The sequence below is a fragment of the Streptomyces sp. ADMS genome (assembly GCF_033441795.1).
Classification (GTDB): domain Bacteria; phylum Actinomycetota; class Actinomycetes; order Streptomycetales; family Streptomycetaceae; genus Streptomyces.
Window position 1 is genome coordinate 56,758 of record NZ_JAVFVX010000013.1, and the last position, 17,469, is coordinate 74,226.

A 17,469-nucleotide genomic window follows, 5' to 3' on the forward strand; every position below is an offset into this window, starting at 1 on the left:
TCCGGTGTTGCCGGGGACGGGGCTCTTGTACGGCCTGTGTTCGCCGTCGTGCCGGCGGAGGCCGCCGTCTGCGCGGCGGCTGAAGCAACCCGGGCGGGTTCCCATGGGTCCATGTGACTGTGGGTACTCGAAGCCACAAGCAGCACCAGGCACCGCACCAGCAACTGCGCGGAGGTACGTATGCGGCGGACGGATCCCCAGGGGCACGGCCCTGTCCGTTACGGTCCGCCGTTTCCCGGTGACGGACTCCCCGTACTGCCCGAACTGGCCGACGTGCTCGCCGCCGCGGCCGGCCGCCCCGACGCCCAGCCCGCCGGCGGCGGTCCGGCGCTCCTGGACGCGGCCTGCGGCTACTGGGCCCGGCGCGGACTGCCCGCACGGCCCGACCGGTTGGCCGCCGCCCCCGGCGCTCCGGCGCTGCTGCACGCGCTGACCGCCGCGATCGGCGGCGACGTCCTGGTGCCCCGGCCCTGCGCGGCCTGGTGGGCGCCCCAGGTACGGGCGTTGGGCAGATCCGTGTTCCACGTGGGCACGTCGGCCGAGTGCGGGGGCGTGCCGGACCCGTACGCCCTGCTGGAGACCGTACGGAGGGTGCGGGCCGAGGGAGGCGATCCCCGGCTGCTCGTGCTGTCCGTGGCGGACGACCCGACGGCCACCGTGGCGCCGCCCGAACTCCTGCACGAGACCGTCGAGGCCGCCGTCGGCGAGGGACTGCACCTGGTCAGCGACGAGACCTGGCGCGACACCCTGCACCGGCCGCACGACACCGTGCTGCTCAGCCCGGCCGAGATGCTGCCCGACGAGGTCACCGTCGTCACCGACCTGTCCGGCGCGCTGCTGCCGCCGGGCTGGCCCGCCGCCCTCGCCCGCTTCCCCGCGAACGGCTCCGGCGACGCCCTACGCGCGCGCGTGCTCGACGTACTCACCGCGCTCGGCGCCCGGATCGCCGAACCGGTGGCCGCCGCGGCCGGTTACGCGCTCGGCGAGCCCAAGCCGGTCACCGAACGCCTCACCGCCGCCGTACGCCTGCACGCGCGCGTGGCCACCGCCGCGTATCGCGTGGTGATCGCCGCGGGCTGTCTTGCCCAGCCACCGAGGTCCGGCCGCCATCTGTACGTCGATCTCGGCCCCCTGCGCGGTGCGCTCGGCGCCCACGGCGTCGGTGACGCCCAGGAACTGGAGGACTTCCTCACCGCCCGGCTCGGGATGCCCGCGCCGGGCGGCCACCGGTTCGGGGACGACCTCGCGGCGCTGCGCGTCCGGCTCGCCACGGAGGCGCTGCTCGGTGACACACCCGAGGAACGGGCGCAGTCGCTCACATCACCCGAACCCCTGGAACTGCCCCACGTGCGACGTGCGTTGACCCTGTTGGGATCGACCTTCGATGATCTCTGTGACGACGCTCAGCGACGGGAGTCTCCTCGATGACGCAGCAGTCCGAGTCGACCACGAGCACCAGCACCAGCATCAACGCTGACGTGCTTCAGCCGCCGCACGGGCACCGGGTGTGGCCGCGGTCCTTCGCCGATCGGCTGACCGCCCCGTTGCCCGGCCTCAGGGGCATGGCCAGATTCGCCAGAGAGGGCGCGCTACGGCCGACCCCGGAGGGCCTCGCCGACATCCCGCGCCTGCCCTTCGAACCCGGCCCGCTGCCCCGCGTGGACGCGCGCACGCTCGCCGTCTCCTGGGCGGGGCACGCCAGTTGGGTGGTCCGAATCGGAGGGCTCACCGTCCTCACGGACCCCGTCTGGTCCCGCCGCATCCTGGGCACACCGGCCCGGATCACCCCTGTGGGCGTCGCCTGGAGCGCGCTGCCGCGCATCGACGCCGTCGTCATCAGCCACAACCACTACGACCACCTGGACGCCCCGACCCTGCGCAGACTCCCGCGCGACACCCCGGTGTTCGTGCCGGCCGGGCTCGGCCGCTGGTTCAGGCGCCGCCGGTTCACCCACGTCACCGAGCTGGACTGGTGGGAGACGGCCGAACTGGGCGGCGTCCGCATCGACTTCGTACCGGCCCACCACTGGTCCAAGCGCGGCCTCACCGACACCTGCCGCACCCTGTGGGGAGGCTGGGTGCTCACCGACCTGGACGGACAGCGCGTCTACTTCGCGGGCGACACCGGGTACGGCCACTGGTTCGCCCGCATCGGGCAGCGCTACCCGGGCATCGACCTCGCGCTGCTGCCGATCGGCGCGTACAACCCGCGGTGGTGGCTCAGCGACGTCCACTGCGACCCGGAGGAGGCGGTCCGGGCCGCCGTGGACCTCGGCGCGCGCCGGATGGCGCCCATGCACTGGGCGACCTTCGTCCTGTCGGCCGAGCCGGTCCTCGAACCGCTGACGCGGGTGCGGGCGGCCTGGGAGAGGGCCGGTCTGGCCCGTGAGGACCTGTGGGACCTGCCGGTGGGCGGTTCGCGGGTGCTGGCCTGACGCGATGCGCGGGCGGGAAGGGTGCCGAGCACGGTCGGATGCGCGGGCGGGAGACGCACGGAACGGCCCTGCCGCGCGGGTCCCGGCCCGGGCCCCGGGTCCGGCCCTGCCGCCCGCTCAGGCCGCTCCGCGGACTCCGCGCACCCGCCGCCACACGCTCGGCGCCGCGCTGATCGCCAGCGTCAGCGCGACCACCGCCACCACGCCCTCCCAGGGCTCGTCGAAGAGCGAACCACCGAGCACGCCGATCAGCTGATACGTCGCGGCCCAGGCCAGGCAGGCCGGGACGTCACCGCGTGCGAAGCGGCGCACCGGCCACTTCGCCAGCAGGCAGGCCAGCATCACCGGGAGACGTCCGGCCGGCACCAGCCGGGACAGGACCAGGACGGTCACCCCGTTCTCGCTCAGCTTCTCCTGGGCCTGCGCGAGACGGTCCTCGGGTGCCCGCGACCGGATCGCGGCCAGCCAGCGCGAACCGTTCTTCGAGCCCATCCCGCGCCGGCCCAGCCAGTACAGCGCCACATCGCCGAGGAACGCGGCCAGCGAGGCCACCGCGAACACCAGAACCATGGCGAGCGGCGCGGCCTGGTGGAAGGCCACCACGGCCGCCGAACTCACCAGCGCCCCCGTCGGCACCACCGGCACCAGAGCCCCGATCAGCACCAGCAGGAACAGCGTCGGATAGCCGATCGCCTGCTGGGCCGATCCCTGCCCCGAGGTCGCCGCGGCGGCCAGGACCACGGTCACGGCGCGACCTCCAGGCGCACGCTCTCCCCGTGTGCCAGTCGGTACACCTTGACCGCGGGCGTACGCTCCGCCGCAAGGCGCACGAACTCCTCGCCCGGCGCATGGAACTCATGGGGGCGCACGGCGTCCATCCCGATCGGCCAGTACGTGCCGTAGTGCACCGGCACCGCGCTGCGCGGGGCCAACCGGGCGAGGGCCTCGGCCGCCCGCTCCGCGTTCAGATGCCCCTCTCCGAGGAACGGCCCCCAGCCGCCCACCGGCAGCAGCGCCGCGTCGACCTGTCCGACCTCCTCGGCCATCGACGCGAACAGGCCCGTGTCCCCGGCGAAATACGTCCGCGCCTCGCCCTCGATCACATAGCCGAGCGCGGGAGCCCGCTGCGGTCCCAGGTTCAGCCGCCGCCCGTCGTGGTGCGCGGACACGGCCCGTACGACCAGGCCCCCGACCTCCGTGCGGTCCCCCGGCGCCACTTCCGTGATCCGCAGATGTGCCAGTCGGCGCGACAGACCCGGCACCGCCTTCGGCGCGCCCCGGGGCACGATCAGGCGCACGCCCGGCGCGAGGCGCGCGAGCGAGGGCACGTGGAGATGGTCGGAGTGCAGATGGGAAACGAGCGCCACGTCCGCGCGCCATGCGCCGGGCGGCGGCAACTCGCCCCGGCGACGGCGCAGATGGGCGAGCCGGCGCACGAACAGGGGATCGGTGAGCACACGTACGCCCGAGTCCGCGACCGTACAGGTGGCGTGCCCCCACCACGTGATGTCCACCGGCACCCCTTTGCCTCCTTCGCGCGACTCCCCGAAGACTACGGGCAGGAGTAGGGTCGGCGGGAAACCCGGGGCGAGTGGGGAAACCCTGAGGTGAACGGGGAAGCCCGGAGCTGAGGGGGACCGCCATGGGACACGCGCACGCCGCCGCAGGCCTGCCCGGCCCGGTACCGCGGGTGACCGCGATCGCCAGTCTGACGGCGCTGGAGGAGCTGGACGAGGAGCCCTTCCTCGTCGACTCCCGCAGCCAGCACGCGATGTGCGCCCGCTGGGCCGCAGAGCGCGGCTATGTCGTCAGCCGGGAGCTGCTCGTACGGGGTCTGCGCCCCGACCACTGCGCTCTGTGGGACGGCGTCGAAGCGGGCCTCGACCTCTTCGTGGCGCCGAGCCGGCGGGTTCTGGAGCAGGCGCTGACCTCGGTCGACGAGTTCACCGCGGAGTGCGCCCGGCGCGGGGTGCGGGTGGAGACGGTGGGCCGCGCGGAACCGTCGTACGACGCCCAGATGAAGGCCCGGGTCCACCGACGCCTGTCCATGCCGACCGCCGGGTACGACGGCCGCTGAACCTTCACCGAGGGCACGCCTGGCTCGTCCCGCCCGTTGTGGCAGGGTGGGCACAGGCCAGCAGTGGGGACGGGCCGGGACGTGAGGTGTGCGGGACGTGGGTGCGGGGCGCTGGCGGCGGATCGCCAGCCAGATCGGGCGGAGCGTCGCGGTGTGGGCCGTGTCGACGCTCACGATGCTGGTGCTCGCCGGCATCCTGCCGGACTTCCAGATCCGCACCGGTGACGGCGACAGTGCCACCCGGATCGCGGTCACCGCGGCCCTGGGCGCCGGCGCCTTCGGGCTGCTGTCGGCCCTGGCCTGGCCGGTACTGATCCGGTTGATGCTGCTCGTGCCCGCCCTCGTACTCGGTCTGCTGGTCTTCTTCCTGAACGGCGGTCTGCTGCTCGTCGCGCTGCGGCTGACGCCTGCCGACCGCCCCGAGGCGGCCCCGGAGACCGCGGTGGTGGTCGCCGCAGTGATGTCCGCCGTGGCCTCCGCGACCGGCGCGGCACTGGCCGTACGGGACGACGACGCCTACCGCAGACGGCTCTACCGTCTCGCCGACCGACGCGGCACCGCACGAAGGTTCAAGGGCCCCAGCACGCCCGGCGTGCTGTTCCTGCAGCTCGACGGCGTCGGCCACGACGTCCTGGTGCGGGCCGTGGAGAAGGGGCTGATGCCGACCGTGGCGGGCTGGCTGGGTGCCACCCACCGGCTCACCCCCTGGCGCGCCGACTGGTCCAGCCAGACCGGCGCCAGCCAGCTCGGCATCCTGCACGGCACCAACCACGACATCCCGGCCTTCCGCTGGTACGAGAAGGACAGCGGGGAGGTCATGGTCTGCAACCGGCCCAGCAGCGCCGCGGAACTCCAGCGCCGGGCCGTCGAACGCACCGGCGACGGCGGACTGCTCACCGTCGACGGGGCCAGCCGGGGCAACCTCTTCAGCGGCGGCGCTGACGAGCAGGCCCTCGTGCTGTCCATCGCGGGGCGGCGGCGCGGCCGGGAGAACCGTTCCCGCGCGGGCTACTTCGCGTACTTCTCCGACCCTGCCAACGCCGTCCGCACCGCCCTGTCCTTCGTCGCCGAGGTCGGCCGCGAGATCGCCCAGTCGACGGCGGCCCGCATGCGGAAACGGCGCCCGCGGGTCGCGCGCGGCGGGCTCTACCCCTTCATCCGCGCCTTCGCGACCGTCGTCGAGCGGGACGTGGTCGTCGCCGCCGTGACGGGGGACATGCTCGCCGGACGCACCGCCGTCTACGCCGACCTGGTCGCCTACGACGAGGTCGCCCACCACTCCGGGCCGCACAGCCGCGACACCGAGAAGGTGCTCCGACGCCTCGACCGTTCCCTCGCGTTGATCGCGAACGTCGCCGAACACGCCCCGCGCCCGTACCGGACCGTCCTCCTCTCCGACCACGGGCAGAGTCCCGGCGAGACCTTCCGGGGGCGGTACGGGCTCAGCCTCGGTGACCTGGTCCGGGCCGGCTGCGGGCTGCCCGTGCCGCGCAGGGCGCGGCGCACCCACAGCGGGGCCGAGGCCCGGGCCGCCGTACGCGCCGCCCTGCGCCGGCCCGTCGAGGAGAACGGCGGACACCATGTGCCCACCGGCCGCCGCTCCGAACCGCTGGTGCTCGCCTCCGGCAACCTCGGGCTCATCTCCTTCCCGGACGTGCATCACCGCATGACCAAGGAGGAGATCGACGCGCGCCATCCCGCCCTGCTCACCACCCTCGCCAACCATCCCGGCGTCGGCTTCGTCCTCGTCCGCAGCGAGGAGCACGGAGGGGTGGTGCTGGGCGCGCACGGCGCGGAGATCCCGGTGGATGGGCTGGACTCGCTGGACGACGAACACGGCAGTCCGCTGGCCGACTTCGGGCCCGGCGCGGCGAGCGCGGTGCGCCGTACGCACTCCTTCCCGCACACCGCCGACATCATGGTCAACTCCTGGTACGACCCGGCCGAGGGCGAGGTGCTCGCCTTCGAGGAACAGATCGGCTCGCACGGCGGGCTCGGCGGCGCCCAGGGCAGGCCCTTCCTGCTGGCACCGGTCGCGTTGTCGGCGGCGGTCGAGGAGGGGGAGGAGCTGGTGGGCGCCGAGCACGTCCACCGCGTACTGCGGCGCTGGCTGCGCGAGTGCAACGGGCCGCAGGTGCCGCTGGGGGCTCCCCGGGACCCTTCGGACCAGCGGGCCGCCTGAGCGCGGGCCGTCCGGAATCCGGCTGCGCTCCTCCGCCTCCGTACTCACCTGCCGGTCACCGAGATCGCCGAACGGGTCCGGGTGTATGGGCGCGGCGGAACCGTGCTGCAGCCGGGCACCGGCCCGTGGCGGGGGGCGTCGCGAGCACGCCTGTCCGCTTCCGCAGGGTGCTCGACTGCCGTTCACCGCCCGTGGGTCGGTCTTTCGCGTGCAGTGAGCCGGAAGTGAGCCGGAGTGTGATCGGATGGGGGTACGGAACCCCGGCATCGGGACCACACGCGAAAGGAAGAACCGTGGCTACCACGCGCTCTGCACACACCGTCTGGGAAGGCAACCTGCTGGAGGGCAACGGCGTTGTCACCTTCGACTCCTCCGGGGCCATCGCCGAGCAGCCCGTGACGTGGGCGTCGCGCGCCCAGGACGCGAACGGCAGGACCAGCCCCGAGGAGCTGATCGCCGCCGCCCACTCCAGCTGCTTCTCCATGGCGTTCTCGCACGCCCTCGCGGGCGCCGGAACCCCGGCCACCAAGCTCGTGACCTCGGCCGACGTCTCCTTCCAGCCGGGTGAGGGCATCACCGGCATCCACCTCACGGTGGAGGGCACCGTGCCGGGCCTGGAGGAGGACGCCTTCGTCGCCGCAGCCGAGGACGCCAAGGAGAACTGCCCGGTCAGCAAGGCCCTGACCGGTACGGCGATCACGCTGTCGGCGAAGCTCGCCTGACGTTTCGCACGCCCCCTGCCGCGCTCCTCGTTCCGAGGTGCGCGGCATCGTCGTTTCCGGGTACCCGGTCCGGAGGAAGGATTGACAAGAAGGCACTCAAGTTTTGTGGTGGAGGGCGGGAAGCGTCCTGGCGGAAGGGGACAGCTATGGCACGTGCGGTGGGAATCGATCTGGGGACCACGAACTCGGTGGTGGCCGTGCTGGAGGGCGGTGAGCCCACCGTCGTCGCGAACGCCGAGGGAGCGAGGACCACACCGTCCGTCGTGGCCTTCGCGAAGAACGGCGAGGTGCTCGTCGGGGAGGTCGCCAAGCGGCAGGCCGTGACGAACGTGGAGCGCACGGCCCGCTCCGTCAAGCGGCACATGGGCGACGGGCACTGGCGGTTCCCCGACCAGGGGTCCGTGGACGGCACCAGCTACCGAGCCCAGGAACTCTCCGCGCGCGTCCTGCAGAAGCTGAAGCGGGACGCGGAGGCGTACCTCGGCGAGGACGTGTCGGACGCGGTCATCACGGTGCCGGCGTACTTCGACGACGCCCAGCGGCAGGCCACCAAGGAGGCCGGGGAGATCGCCGGTCTGAAGGTGCTGCGGATCATCAACGAGCCGACCGCCGCGGCCCTCTCCTACGGTCTCGACCGGGGCGAGGAGCAGACCGTGCTCGTCTTCGACCTGGGCGGCGGCACCTTCGACGTGTCGCTCCTGGAGATCGGCGACGGAGTCATCGAGGTCAAGGCGACCAACGGCGACACCCAACTCGGCGGCGACGACTGGGACCAGCGGATCGTCGACCACCTCGTCAAACGCTTCAGGGGGCAGCACGGCATCGATCTCGGCGGCGACAAGATGGCGCTGCAGCGGCTCCGGGAGGGAGCCGAGAAGGCGAAGATCGAGCTGTCGAGCTCGTCCGAGACGACCGTCAACCTGCCCTACATCACCGCTTCCGCCGAGGGCCCGCTGCACCTCGAAGAGAAGCTGACGCGCTCTCAGTTCCAGGAGCTCACCGCCGACCTGCTCGATCGCTGCAGGACCCCCTTCAACCAGGCGATCAAGGACGCGGGTGCACAGCTCGCCACGATCGACCATGTGATCATGGTCGGCGGTTCGACCCGGATGCCCGCCGTCACCGAACTGGTCAGGGAACTCACCGGCAAGGACCCGCACAAGGGCGTCAACCCGGACGAGGTGGTCGCGCTGGGTGCCACACTCCAGGCGGGTGTCATCCGCGGTGATGTGAAGGACGTCCTGCTCCTCGACGTCACCCCGCTGTCCCTCGGTATCGAGACCAAGGGCGGCATCATGACCAAGCTCATCGAGCGCAACACCACGATCCCGACCCGGCGTTCGGAGATCTTCACGACGGCCGCCGACAACCAGCCCTCGGTCGGCATCCAGGTCTACCAGGGCGAACGTGAAATCGCCGCGTACAACAAGAAGTTGGGCGTCTTCGACCTCACCGGGCTGCCGCCGGCGCCGCGAGGCGTCCCGCAGATCGAGGTCGCCTTCGACATCGACGCCAACGGGATCATGCATGTCTCGGCGAAGGACCTGGCCACCGGCCGGGAACAGAAGATGACCGTCACGGGCGGCTCCGCGCTCCCCAAGAACGACATCGACCGCATGATGCGCGAGGCCGAGCAGTACGCCGACGAGGACCACAGGCGCCGGGAGGCGGCCGAGACGCGCAACCAGGCCGAGCAACTCGTCTACCAGACCGAGAAGTTCGTACGGGACAACGAGGAACGGGTGCCGACGGACGCGAAGTCCGAGGTCGCGGAGGCCGTTGCCGAGGTGAAGGGGCTGCTCTCCGGGGAGACCGACATCAGCGCACTGCGGGCGGGTGTCGAGAAGCTTGCCACCGTCAGCCAGCGGATGGGGCAGGCGATGTATGCGCAGCAGGCTCCGCCGGAGGACAGCGGTACCGGGCATACCTCGGCGGGGGAGGACGAGGGGGTGGTGGATGCGGAGATTGTTGATGACGAGCGGGAAGAGGGGGGTGCCGAGAGGGGGAAGCGGGTGTAGGCGGTGGTGCGGCCTGCGGGATCGCCGGGGTTGATCGCGCAGATCCCCGCGCCCTCCAAGGGGCGCGGCACCGCACGCCCGTTCAGGGTTTCCGCGCGACCCCCGCGTACACCGGCACGACTCCCTCCGCCTGGGCCGCGACGTCCTCCGGGTCCGGGTGCCAGCCGTAGACCGGGATCACGCCGGGGCCCAGCAGTTCCAGGCCGTCGAAGAAGCGGTGGAACTCGGCGAGTGAGCGGGGGAAGGAGGGGGTGCCGCTGCGCCGGAAGTGTTCTGCCGCCTTCGTCACGGCCTCGGGACTGAGGTCCGGGGTGACCTGGGACACGATCAGGTAGCTGCCCGGCGCGAGCGCGTCGACGTACTCCTTGAGCAGGCCGCGCACATCGTCGCCGTCGGCGTCGTCGCCCAGGTAGTGGGTCAGCGAGACCAGCGACAGGGCGACGGGCCGGGAGAAGTCCAGGGAATCCGCGGCCAGGCGCAGGATCGTCCCGGGGTCGCGGGCGTCGGCGTGCACGTAGTCGGTCGTGCCCTCGGGCGTGCCGTGCAGCAGGGCCTGCGCGTGCCGCAGGACGACCGGGTCGTTGTCCGCGTACACCACCTTGGACTCGGGGGCGACGCACTGGGCCACCTGGTGCAGGTTCGGCTCGGTCGGGATGCCCGTGCCGATGTCCAGGAACTGGCGGATCCCGGCCTCGGCGGCGGTCCGCGTCGCCCGCTGCATGAACCGGCGGTTGGCGCGCGCGCCGCGCAGCACCGTACTGTCCACGGCGAGGATCTGAGAGCCGGCTCCTCGTCCACCGGGTAGTTGTCCTTGCCGCCGAGCCACCAGTCGTAGACCCGGGCGGGGTGGGGTCTGCTGGTGTCGATACGGGTGGGCGCGCCCTCGGGTGCGGTCATGCGGTGTGTGCTCCTCAAGTCCCGTGTGTTCGTGGTGCAGTTCCCGAGGTCGGTCCGGTGGATCAGCGGATCAGTAGCCGTCGCGGTACTCGGCGATGATCTCCTTGGTGCGCTGGGCCGACGCGGCACCCGCCGTCATGTGGTCCAGGACCTCCAGATGCGAGGCGACCTCCCGGCGGGAGTCCAGATAGAGCGCACCGGTCAGATACTCGGTGTAGACCATGTCGGGCAGTTCCGGCTCGGCGAAGCGGAACAGCTCGAAGGGCGCCGACGTGCCCGGGTGCGGGCCGTCCCTGAACTCGGCGACCTGGATGGTGACATGGCCGCTCTCCGACGCGTCGAGAAGCCGGTCCAGCTGGTCGCGCATGACCTCGCCACGGATGCTCACCGGCCGCCGCAGTACCGTCTCGTCGATGATCACCCAGAGATGGGGCGGATGTTCGCGGGTCAGCAGCTTCTGCCGGGCCATGCGCAGCGACACATGCCGCTCGACCGCCTCGGGGCCGGCGTGGCCGATCGTCCCGGCCTCCATGACGGCGCGTGCGTACTCCGTGGTCTGCAACAGGCCGGGCACGAAGTGCGGTTCGTAGGAGCGGATCAGCCGGGCGGACCCCTCCAGGCTCACATGCAGACTGAACCAGTCCGGCAGGACGTCGGAGAACCGCTGCCACCAGCCGGGCTCGTTCGCCTCCTCGGCCAGGTCCACGAAGACTGCCACCTCGTCCTCGGGCACACCATACGCCGTCAACAGCACGTGCACGTACGGGACTTTGAGGGAGACCTCGGCCATTTCCATCCGCCGTACGGTCGCCGAGGCCACCCGTAGGACCCGCGCGGCCTCTTCCCGTTTCAGTCCGGCCGCCTCGCGAAGCTCCTGGAGCCTTCTCCCGAGCACCACCTGGCCGACGGTGGGCGCAGCCCGCCGCTCACTCACGCCACGCCTCCCCTACGCGCCGAAGCAACAGCGAGCAGTGTGTCACGTGCCGCTGTCGGCCCGACAGGTTCGAGCCACGGCGATTACCCGGGAGGTAATCGACCCCTGCGGGCCCGCGCGGAAGAGTGGTGGCAACGGGTTCCGGGGCGGCGCACTCCGGTCCGGAACCCGGGTTTCCGCTGGTCGCCGCTCAACCGCGACCCCAATCTCGACCTCAACCTCGACGGAGGGTGATCCGCCATGTCCGCACCCCAGCTCGCCGCACTCGCCGCCCGGACCGCCGAACCGCACGTGATGCTGCGCCGCTTCCTGGCGCTGGACGCACTGGTGACCGGAACGAACGCGGTCGCCTATCTGCTGGCGGCCGGTCCGCTCGCCCGCTTCCTGGGCGTCGGCTCAGGGCTGTTGCTCGGACTCGGCCTGGTCCTGGCCGTGTACGCCGGGGCCGTCGGCGGGCTGGCCTCGCGCAGGCAGCCCTCCGCACTGCCGGTGCGGGTGGTCATCGAGGTCAACCTCGCCTGGGCGGTGCTCAGTTGCGTCGCGCTGATTCTGTGGCTCACCCCGAGCACTGCCGGGACCGTGTGGGCGCTGTTGCAGGCGGCCGTCGTGGCCGGGTTCGCCGTGCTGCAGCACGTGTCCTTGAAAGCCCGTCAACTCATCGTCGAGTGAAGGTACTTGACTGTCGCCGGGTCGGCCGGGAGGAGCGTCTCGATGGCCAGCTCGGCGACGGTGACATCCATCGGGGTGTTGAAGGTCGAGATCGAGGAGATGAAGGAGAGCAGCCTGCCCTCGTGCTCGATCCGCATCGGCAGCGCGAACGCGGACGCCGGGTCGTCCGTCCGGGCCGTCGGGCTCTCCTCCGTCTCCGGTACCGGGTACGCGGCGACCTCCTCGTACAGCGCGCGCAGCGGTGCCGAGCGGTGCAGGGCGATCTGGCGTTCCATCTGGGCGAGCAGGTGCCCGCGCCACTCCGGGAGGTTGCGGATGCGCGGGGCGAGGCCCTCCGGGTGCAGGGTCAGACGCATCGCGTTCAGCGGCGGCGTCAGCACGGACTCGGGGAGTCCGTCGAGGAGCATCAGGATGCCCCGGTTGGCGGCCAGGACGTCGTACGTGGCGTCGACCACGAACGCCGGGTAGGGCTCGTACCCCTGGATCAGCCGCTCGACGCCGTCGCGCAGGGACTCCATCGCCGGATCGTCGAGCGGGGTCTCGCGGTAGCGCGGGGCGTAACCGGCGGCCAGGAGAAGGGCGTTGCGCTCACGGACCGGGACGTCCAGGTGCTCCGCGAGCCGCAGCAGCAACTCCTCGCTCGGGCGGGAGCGGCCCGTCTCGACGAAGCTGATGTGACGGGCGGACGAGTCGGCCCGCAGCGCCAGTTCGAGCTGGCTGACCCGCCGCCGCTCCCGCCAGGCACGCAGTAGCGGGCCGGCTCCCTGGTGCGCCTTGTCCGCGGGGGTGGTGGGGCGGGCGGCGCCGCCGGTCGAGGCCGTGGTCATACGACGACCGTAGTCGAGGAGCAGAGGGGAGAGCGCGGGCGAACGAGCGTCCCGGTCCCTGGCGCGACCATCGGGCACTCGCCTGACCTGGGCCGCAGCGCCCGGCCTGTGGCACGCTGGGAGGGTACCCCTCGTCGTGGAAGGAGCGTGGTCATGCCCGTCGAAGCGCTGTCGCAGAAGGAGATCGAGGACCGGCTGGCGGAGCTGCCGGGCTGGTCACTCGACGGAGACCGTATCGCCCGCTCCTACCGCCTCGGCTCGCACTTCGCGGCGACGGCACTGGTCGTCCACATCGCCCAGGTCCAGGAGGAACTGGGCCACCACTCCGACCTCACCCTCGGCTACGACACCGTGTCGCTCACCGTGCACACCCACAGCGCGGGCGGTGCTGTCACGGACCGAGACTTCGAGCTCGCCCGCAGAGTCGAGGACCTCGCACCGGGCCACGGGGCGAGCTGACCGGGCCACGGGACCGAGATCGTGCTGGACTACAACCATGAGGCGTCGCGGTACGACGCCTCGCGCGGCGGCGAGCCCAGGGCGGCCGCCGCCGCGGAGGCCGTGCTGAGTCTCGTGCCCGAAACGGCGCGCACCCTGCTCGACGCGGGGTGCGGTACAGGCATCGTGACCCGGCGGCTCGCGGCGGCACGGGACGGGACGCGGGTGGTGGGCGTCGACCTGACCGACGCGATGGCCAGGCGCGCCGCCGCCCGCCTGCCCGGTGCCGTCGTACTCGCGGACAGTCGTCGACTCCCGTTTGCGGATGGCCGGTTGGATGCGGTTACCAGTGTGTGGCTGCTTCATCTCGCGGGGCGGCCCGAGGATGTGGGTGGGGTCATCGGGGAGTGCGCGCGGGTGCTGCGACCGGGCGGGGTGTACATCACCACCGTCGACAAGGGCGCCTCGCACAACGTGGGCAGTGACATCGACGCTGTCCTCGCCTCCCGCCCGTGGCGCGCGGCGCTGGACGAGGCCGCTGTCGTCGAGGCGCATGCCGTCGGGCACGGGCTGGTTCCGGCCGGTCAGGCGCGGTTCCGGGGGCGCGGACAGGGGCGCAGTCCCCGGCAGGCCGTCGCGGACCTGCGGCGCGGCTGGTTCATGACGCTGCCGCCGGGCGACCCCCTGGCCGACGGCTTCGCCGCGCGTCTGGAGGCGCTGCCCGACCAGGACCGGCCACGCCCGGACCCGGTGTTCACACTGCGGGCGTTCCGGAAACCGTAGTGCTTCCGCGCGGGCCGCTCATGAGCGGTCTCCCGTGGTTCCCTCGGGCAGGGAGTCCGCCAAGTAGGCGTCCAGGTCCGGTACTTGGGGCGTCAGCAGGTGCCGTACCCAGGCATCGCGTTCGTGCAGGATCGGTGGCAGCTCCCAGACGCAGCCGATCCAGGGGACGTCAGGCGCGATGAAGTGCGTGGGATCCCGGTCCGGGCAGCCCAGCGCCGGCTGGCCCGCCGCCGCGCCCCGGAAGTGCAGGACGTTGTCCCACACCCAGCTGTAGGCGTTGAGGTAGGCGCCGTCGTCGCCGCCCCGGTGCAGGACCACGAAGGTCGCGGGCGGTGTGCCGTCCGGCTCCGGAAGCAGTTTCGGCAGCATCGCGTACGCGGCCTCCTCGACGTCGGGTGTGATGCCGTCCGGGGCCGCCGTGACGTGGTAGCGCTTGATGTGCCGTCCGGCCACCTCGATCGGCGGCGGCACGGTCAGCAGTTTTTCGGTGAAGGGCATGGAAGGGAAACTAGGCCCACTTCCCTGACATCCTGTGTCAGGGAAGTGGGTGAGGTTTCCGTGAGATCCAGTCGGCTGCTGTCCGTGCTGCTGCTGCTTCAGACCCGTGGGCGGATGACCGCCGCCCAGCTCGCCGAGGAGCTGGAGGTCTCGGTGCGTACGGTCTACCGGGATGTCGAGGCGCTGAGCGCGGCGGGCGTGCCGCTCTACGGCGACGCGGGCCATGCCGGTGGCTACCGTCTGCTCGACGGCTACCGCACCCGTCTGACCGGCCTCACCGCGGACGAGGCCGAGGCACTCTTCCTCGCCGGTGTTCCGGGTCCAGCCGCCGAGCTGGGCCTCGGCCCGCTTCTGGCCGCCGCCCAGCTCAAGGTGCGTGCCGCACTCCCGGCCGAGCTGCGTGAGCACGCCGACCGGGTCGCCGGACGCTTCCACCTCGACGCGCCCGGCTGGTACGCGGACGCCGACGACACCCCGTACCTTCCGGCCGTCGCGGACGCGGTCTGGCGCGGGCGGGCGCTGCGTGTGCGCTACCGCCGCTGGCGCGAGCCCACGGACGTGGAGCGGCGGCTCGAACCGTACGGGCTGGTGCTGAAGGCGGGCCGGTGGTACGTGGTCGCCGGGCCCGGGCCGCGTACGTTCCGGGTCGACCAGATCCTCGAACTGGCGGCGTGCGACGAGGAGTTCGAGCGGCCCGAGGGGTTCGACCTGGCCGCGTACTGGACGGCGTACCAGCGTGACTTCCACGACCGGCTGTATCGCGGCGAGGCTGTGGTGCGGCTGGCGCCCGGGGTGCGGCCGGCGGGGCCCGCCGCCCACGCCGCCGAGGCCAACGGCCGTACGGATGAGCAGGGCTGGACCCTGGCGACGGTTCCCATCGAGTCCGTCGACCGCGCCCACGACGAGTTCCTGAGGCTGGGGACGGGTGTCGAGGTGCTGGCGCCGGCCGAGCTGCGGGAGCGGATCGCGCGGACGGTGACCGAACTGGCCGCCAGATACGCCGGATACGCCAACTCCCCGCAACCGAGCGGCAACTAGCCTGCGGGCGGCGGCGACTGAGGAGTGGAACCCGTCCGCCCCGCAGGAGGTAGGTACCGTGCAGCACCCGCAGCCGCATGCCCAGCCCCATCCCCCCACCCGCACCAGACGCCGGACTCTCCTGTCCGCCGTGACCGCCGGAGCCCTCGCAGCCGCAGGGCTCATCTCGCTCTCCGCCACACCGGCCGAGGCCGCCACCGCCCGTCAGGTCGAGGCGCTCGACCGGGGTGTCGTCAGCGTGCACACCGACAGCGGCAACCTGGTCAGCTGGCGCTGGCTCGGCACCGACCCGAACGACGTGTCCTTCAACGTCTACCGGGCCGGAACGAAGGTCAACTCGACGCCGGTCACCGCATCCACGAACTACTTCCACTCTGGCGCCCCGGCTCAGGCCGACTACACGGTCCGCGCGATAGTCGGCGGCGTCGAACAGGCCGACTCCGTCCACGCGATCCAGTTCCGCACCGGATACAAGGACGTTCCGATCACTCCGCCCGCCGGCGGCACGACCCCCGACGGTGTCGCCTACACCTACGAGGCCAACGACGCCTCGGTCGGCGACCTGGACGGTGACGGCGCGCTCGACTTCGTACTGAAGTGGCAGCCCACCAACGCCAAGGACAACTCCCAGTCCGGGTACACCGGCAACACGATCGTCGACGGGATCAAGCTCGACGGCACCCGCCTCTGGCGGATCGACCTGGGCCGCAACATCCGCTCGGGCGCGCACTACACGCAGTTCCAGGTGTACGACTACGACGGCGACCGCAGGGCCGAGGTCGCCATGAAGACGGCGGACGCGACGGTCGACGGGACGGGCGCGGTCATCGGCAACTCGTCGGCCGATTACCGCAATTCGAGCGGATACGTGCTCTCCGGACCCGAGTACCTGACGATGTTCAGCGGGCAGACCGGCAGGGCGATGGGCACCGTCGACTACGTCCCGGCACGCGGCACCGTCTCCTCGTGGGGCGACTCCTACGGCAACCGGGTCGACCGGTTCCTCGCCGGTACCGCCTATCTGGACGGCGCCCGCCCCTCCCTGATCATGGCGCGCGGCTACTACACGCGCTCGGTCATCGCGGCCTGGGACTGGCGGAACGGGGCGTTCACGCGTCGCTGGACCTTCGACTCCAGCTCATCCACCAACAGCGGCAGGGGGTTTGACGGCCAGGGCTCGCACAGCCTGTCCGTCGGTGACGTCGACGGCGACGGCAGGGACGAGATCGTCTACGGGGCGATGGCCGTCGACGACAACGGCAACGGTCTGTGGACGACCAGGACCGGCCACGGCGACGCACAGCACCTCGGCGACCTGGACCCGGCGCGCGCAGGCCTGGAGTACTTCAAGGTGTCCGAGTCCACCTCCCAGCCGGCCGAGCTGTACATCAACCCGGCCAACGGCACGGTCAACTGGAGCCTCGCCGCCTGCTGCGACAACGGCCGGGGGGTCGCCGGGGACATCTACGCGGGCAACGACGGAGCGGAGGTCTGGTCGGCCTCGGACACCTCGATCCGGGACGAGGCCGGCGCCACCAAGGGCCGTGAACCGTCCTCCGTCAACTTCCTCTCCTGGTGGGACGGTGACACGGTCCGTGAACTCCTCGACGGCACCCGCATCGACAAGTACGGCACGTCCTCCGACACCCGTCTGCTGACCGGCGCGTCCGTGCACTCCAACAACGGCACGAAGGCCACGCCGGCGCTCTCCGGGGACCTCTTCGGCGACTGGCGCGAGGAGGTCGTCTGGGCGACGAGCGCGAACACGGCCCTGCGCATCTACTCGACGCCGATCGAGACGACGACGAAGATCACGACCCTGCTGCACGACACGATGTACCGCACGGGCATCGCCTGGCAGAACACGGCGTACAACCAGCCGCCGCACCCCAGCTTCTTCATCGGCAACGGCATGCCGACGGCACCCAGGCCGACGGTGTACGCGCCCTGA

At 71.9% G+C, this 17,469-nt stretch carries 16 protein-coding genes and 1 pseudogene; 11 read left to right on the forward strand and 6 right to left on the reverse strand.

The window, feature by feature from the left end; genetic code table 11:
- Window positions 1-180: 180 nt before the first annotated feature.
- Both RB628_RS08780 and RB628_RS08785 read left to right on the forward strand, forming a co-directional pair.
- The gene (locus RB628_RS08780) at window positions 181-1,428 is read left to right on the forward strand and encodes an aminotransferase class I/II-fold pyridoxal phosphate-dependent enzyme (protein ID WP_318319742.1); all 1,248 of its coding nucleotides are present in this window, start codon (window positions 181-183) and stop codon (window positions 1,426-1,428) included.
- A complete protein-coding gene (locus RB628_RS08785) occupies window positions 1,425-2,435 on the forward strand; it encodes an MBL fold metallo-hydrolase (RefSeq protein ID WP_318319743.1) in 1,011 nt (336 codons plus the stop codon). Before RB628_RS08780 ends, RB628_RS08785 begins: the two co-directional genes overlap by 4 nt.
- A 117-nt stretch (window positions 2,436-2,552) precedes the next feature.
- Here RB628_RS08785 and RB628_RS08790 read toward each other — a convergent pair whose 3' ends face one another.
- Both RB628_RS08790 and RB628_RS08795 read right to left on the reverse strand, forming a co-directional pair.
- A complete protein-coding gene (locus tag RB628_RS08790) occupies window positions 2,553-3,182 on the reverse strand; it encodes a DedA family protein (RefSeq protein ID WP_318319744.1) in 630 nt (209 codons plus the stop codon).
- On the reverse strand, window positions 3,179-3,955 hold the full coding sequence (locus RB628_RS08795) for an MBL fold metallo-hydrolase (RefSeq protein WP_318319745.1): 777 nt from the start codon (window positions 3,953-3,955) through the stop codon (window positions 3,179-3,181). The genes RB628_RS08790 and RB628_RS08795 overlap by 4 nt, the downstream gene beginning before the upstream one ends.
- Before the next feature lie 122 nt (window positions 3,956-4,077).
- Between RB628_RS08795 and RB628_RS08800 the strand changes: the two genes are divergently transcribed.
- From RB628_RS08800 to dnaK, 4 genes are all read left to right on the forward strand, one after another.
- Window positions 4,078-4,512, forward strand: a complete 435-nt coding sequence (locus RB628_RS08800; RefSeq protein ID WP_318319746.1) for a hypothetical protein — start codon at window positions 4,078-4,080, stop codon at window positions 4,510-4,512.
- A gap of 88 nt (window positions 4,513-4,600) precedes the next feature.
- A complete protein-coding gene (locus RB628_RS08805) occupies window positions 4,601-6,694 on the forward strand; it encodes a phage holin family protein (RefSeq protein WP_318319747.1) in 2,094 nt (697 codons plus the stop codon).
- Window positions 6,695-6,987: 293 nt separating this feature from the next.
- Complete coding sequence (locus RB628_RS08810; RefSeq protein ID WP_318319748.1) at window positions 6,988-7,416, forward strand: OsmC family protein; 429 nt, start codon at window positions 6,988-6,990, stop codon at window positions 7,414-7,416.
- 146 nt (window positions 7,417-7,562) lie between these two features.
- On the forward strand, window positions 7,563-9,434 hold the full coding sequence (gene dnaK, locus RB628_RS08815) for a molecular chaperone DnaK (RefSeq protein WP_318319749.1): 1,872 nt from the start codon (window positions 7,563-7,565) through the stop codon (window positions 9,432-9,434).
- An 82-nt stretch (window positions 9,435-9,516) separates the two neighbouring features.
- Here the strand turns inward: dnaK and RB628_RS08820 are convergent.
- Together RB628_RS08820 and RB628_RS08825 are read right to left on the reverse strand one after the other, a co-directional pair.
- A pseudogene (locus tag RB628_RS08820) lies at window positions 9,517-10,331 on the reverse strand (SAM-dependent methyltransferase).
- 70 nt (window positions 10,332-10,401) lie between these two features.
- Complete coding sequence (locus tag RB628_RS08825; RefSeq protein WP_318319750.1) at window positions 10,402-11,265, reverse strand: helix-turn-helix transcriptional regulator; 864 nt, start codon at window positions 11,263-11,265, stop codon at window positions 10,402-10,404.
- Between the two features lie 240 nt (window positions 11,266-11,505).
- Here RB628_RS08825 and RB628_RS08830 point away from each other — a divergent pair, with 240 nt between their 5' ends.
- The gene (locus tag RB628_RS08830) at window positions 11,506-11,934 is read left to right on the forward strand and encodes a hypothetical protein (RefSeq protein ID WP_318319751.1); all 429 of its coding nucleotides are present in this window, start codon (window positions 11,506-11,508) and stop codon (window positions 11,932-11,934) included.
- Here RB628_RS08830 and RB628_RS08835 read toward each other — a convergent pair.
- Entirely contained in the window at window positions 11,916-12,761 is an 846-nt protein-coding gene (locus RB628_RS08835) for a helix-turn-helix transcriptional regulator (protein WP_318319752.1), read from the reverse strand. The genes RB628_RS08830 and RB628_RS08835 overlap by 19 nt on opposite strands.
- A 153-nt stretch (window positions 12,762-12,914) precedes the next feature.
- Here RB628_RS08835 and RB628_RS08840 point away from each other — a divergent pair, with 153 nt between their 5' ends.
- The gene (locus RB628_RS08840) at window positions 12,915-13,220 is read left to right on the forward strand and encodes a 4a-hydroxytetrahydrobiopterin dehydratase (protein WP_318319753.1); all 306 of its coding nucleotides are present in this window, start codon (window positions 12,915-12,917) and stop codon (window positions 13,218-13,220) included.
- Window positions 13,221-13,241: 21 nt separating this feature from the next.
- On the forward strand, window positions 13,242-13,982 hold the full coding sequence (locus RB628_RS08845) for a class I SAM-dependent methyltransferase (RefSeq protein ID WP_318319754.1): 741 nt from the start codon (window positions 13,242-13,244) through the stop codon (window positions 13,980-13,982).
- An 18-nt stretch (window positions 13,983-14,000) separates the two neighbouring features.
- On the opposite strand, the gene RB628_RS08850 is transcribed toward RB628_RS08845, so the two are convergent.
- Window positions 14,001-14,480, reverse strand: coding sequence for a hypothetical protein (locus tag RB628_RS08850; protein WP_318319755.1), 480 nt, complete (start codon window positions 14,478-14,480; stop codon window positions 14,001-14,003).
- A gap of 60 nt (window positions 14,481-14,540) precedes the next feature.
- On the opposite strand from RB628_RS08850, the gene RB628_RS08855 reads away from it, so the two are divergent.
- Entirely contained in the window at window positions 14,541-15,518 is a 978-nt protein-coding gene (locus tag RB628_RS08855; protein ID WP_318319756.1) for a YafY family protein, read from the forward strand.
- Window positions 15,519-15,576: 58 nt separating this feature from the next.
- On the forward strand, window positions 15,577-17,469 hold the full coding sequence (locus tag RB628_RS08860) for a rhamnogalacturonan lyase (protein ID WP_412180617.1): 1,893 nt from the start codon (window positions 15,577-15,579) through the stop codon (window positions 17,467-17,469).